Annotated in this window: 1 protein-coding gene; it reads left to right on the top strand. The window is 66.4% G+C overall.

Features of this window, described 5'->3' with window-relative positions; translation table 11 throughout:
- Positions 1 to 2,348 (top strand): Pls/PosA family non-ribosomal peptide synthetase (locus ACIPK3_RS28315; protein ID WP_402574130.1); only part of this gene is annotated, 2,348 nt, incomplete at its 5' end.
- Positions 2,349 to 2,772 lie beyond the last annotated feature (424 nt).

The raw sequence follows: 2,772 nt of genomic DNA, 5'->3' as shown, positions 1-2,772 counted from the left end.
TGCGCAAGCGCGAGGATCTGCCGACGGTGTCGATGAAGGACGTCTATCGGCACCCCACGATCCGGGGCCTGGCCGCGTTCACGGAGCATCCCGCCGTTGATCCGCCCGTGCCAGCCTCACCCGCCACCTCACAGTCCGCCATGCAAGCCTCTGCAGAGAGCGACGACCTGTCCGGCGTGCCGGACGCGCCCCGGTGCGGCCCGTGGCGGTACGCGCTGTGCGGAGCGGCCCAGCTTCTGGCCTTCCTCGTCTACTCCTCCGTCGCCGCCTCCGTCGCCGTGCTCGGCTACGAGTGGACCGTGGAGGGCTCGGGCCCCGCCGGTGTCTATCTGCGCGCGGTGCTGTTCAGCACGGCACTCTTCATCGGCGCGTGCGCGTTGCCGATCGCCGCCAAGTGGATACTCATCGGCCGCTTCCGCCCCGCCCGGTTTCCCCTGTGGGGTTTCGCGTACCTGCGCTGGTGGTGCGTCAAGATCCTGATCCGGACCAGCCCGATACGGCTGTTCACCGCTTCTCCGCTGTACGTGCTGTACCTCCGGGCACTCGGCGCGCGCATCGGGACGGGTGTCACCATCCTCGCCCGACAGATGCCCGTCTGCACCGACCTGCTGTCCATCGGCGACGGCACGGTCGTCCGCAAGGACGTACTGGTGTCCTGTTACCGGGCGCACGACGGCTGTATCGAAACGGGCCCTGTCACCCTCGGCGCCGATGTGACCGTCGGCGTGCAGGCAGTCCTCGACATCAACACGTCGATGGACGACCACTCCCAGCTGGGCCATGCCTCCTCCCTGCATCCCGGGCAGAGAATCCCGGCCGGAGAGTCGTGGCACGGCACACCTGCGCGGCCGACGACGACCGACTTCAGGACTGTCGAACCCGCAGCGTGCGGGCCTCTTCGCAGGGTCTTCTACAGCCTGTCGCAGCTGCTCGCCTTCCTCCTGGTGTACCTGCCCCTGACCCTGGTCGGGGTGAGCCTCGTGTTCATGGTGGTGCCGCAGCTCAACTCGGCCTTCACGCCCGGCCCGCAGGCGTTGACCAGCCCCAGGTTCTATCTTGAGGCGCTGGTCGCGTCCCTCGTGGTCTTCTTCGGCGGCATCGCGGCGGGACTGGTGGCGGTGAGCACCATCCCGCGGCTGCTGAGCCTGGCGGTCGAACCGGGCAGGGCCTACCCGCTGTACGGCTTCCACCACGGCATCCAGCGGGCGATCACCCGGCTGACGAACGTCAGATTCTTCACCACGCTCTTCGGCGACAGCTCCGCGATCGTCCACTACCTGCGCTGCCTCGGATACGACCTGTGCCGCGTCGAGCAGACCGGGTCGAACTTCGGCGCGCTGGTCAGACACGACACCCCGTATCTCAGCACCGTGGGCCGGGGGACGATGGTCGCCGACGGCCTCTCGATCGTCAACGCCGACTTCTCCAGCACGTCCTTCCGGCTGTCCCGCACCGCGATCGGGCCGAACAACTTCATCGGTAACCACATCGCCTACCCGGCACACGGCCGCACCGGCGAGAACTGCCTGCTCGCGACCAAGGTCATGGTCCCGATCGACGGCGAGGTACGCGAAGGCGTGGGCCTGCTCGGCTCACCCAGCTTCGAGATCCCACGTACGGTGCTGCGCGACACCCAGTTCGAGCAGATCTCCCACGGTGACGAGCAGCACCGCCGCCTCGCCGCCAAGAACAGGCACAACGCAATCACCGCGAGCCTGCACCTGCTGTCGCGCTGGTTCCACTTCTTCGTACTCGTCCTCATCACCATGACCGCCATAGAGCTCTACGATGCCATCGGCATACCGGCATACGCGCTGGCGGGCCTGCTCACCCTCGTGTTCACCGTCCTCTACTTCACGCTGATCGAAAGAGCCGTCACGGCGCTGCGGCCATTGAGGCCGCTGTACTGCTCGATCTACGCCCCCGACTTCTGGGGCCACGAGCGCTACTGGAAGCTGACCTCGCACGACTACGTGCACATCTTCAACGGCACCCCGTTCAAGACCATGATCTGGCGCTGGCGGGGCGCCAAAATCGGCCGCCGCGTCTTCGACGACGGCTGTGTGATCTCCGAACGCGGCCTCACCACCATTGGGGACGGCAGCACCCTCAACGCGGGCTGCATCATCCAGTGCCACTCCCAGGAGGACGGTGCCTTCAAATCCGACCGTGTCACGATCGGCGCGGACGTCACCATCGGCGTGGGGTCCCTCGTCCACTACGGCACGACGCTCGGCGAACGGGCGCAGCTCGCCGCTCACTCCTTCCTGATGAAAGGCGAGGAAATCCCACCTGACGCACGGTGGGAGGGAAATCCCGCCGGGGAAGCAGACACCGTCAGAGACTGATGGGCCACGGAGTCTCAGTCGAGTTGCAACGAGGCGCCGGCTGTTCAGTCAAAGGGCGGAACCGCAGCGGAGATCGCCCGGGCCGACTCCGGCCGCGTCCATCGGAATCGTGAACGCGGCCGGGTGCTTGCATCTGCTTGTCGAGCACCCGCGCACACGGTGTGCCCGCCGGTCGCCGTTTACTGCTGCCTGGTCTGCTTGTTCTTCTTCTGCTCTTCGCGTCGCTCCTGCCTGCTGGACCACAGCTGCAACAGCAGCAGTACAAGCGCGAGCAGTCCGGCCACCAAGGTCAACGCGAGTTGTACCGAGTTCGCCCAGGCGACAAAGCCGGGTCTGTCCAGTGAACGGTGTAACTGGGTTGGTGTCGTGGGTCAGATTCGGTTGTGGGTGAGGCGGCCGTCGAAGGCGATGTCGAATGCCTGGA

It is taken from the genome of Streptomyces sp. NPDC086787, assembly GCF_044745865.1.
Classification (GTDB): Bacteria; Actinomycetota; Actinomycetes; order Streptomycetales; family Streptomycetaceae; genus Streptomyces.
The sequence above is the reverse complement of the archived record's forward strand: the minus strand, read 5'-3'. Positions and strand labels throughout refer to the sequence as shown.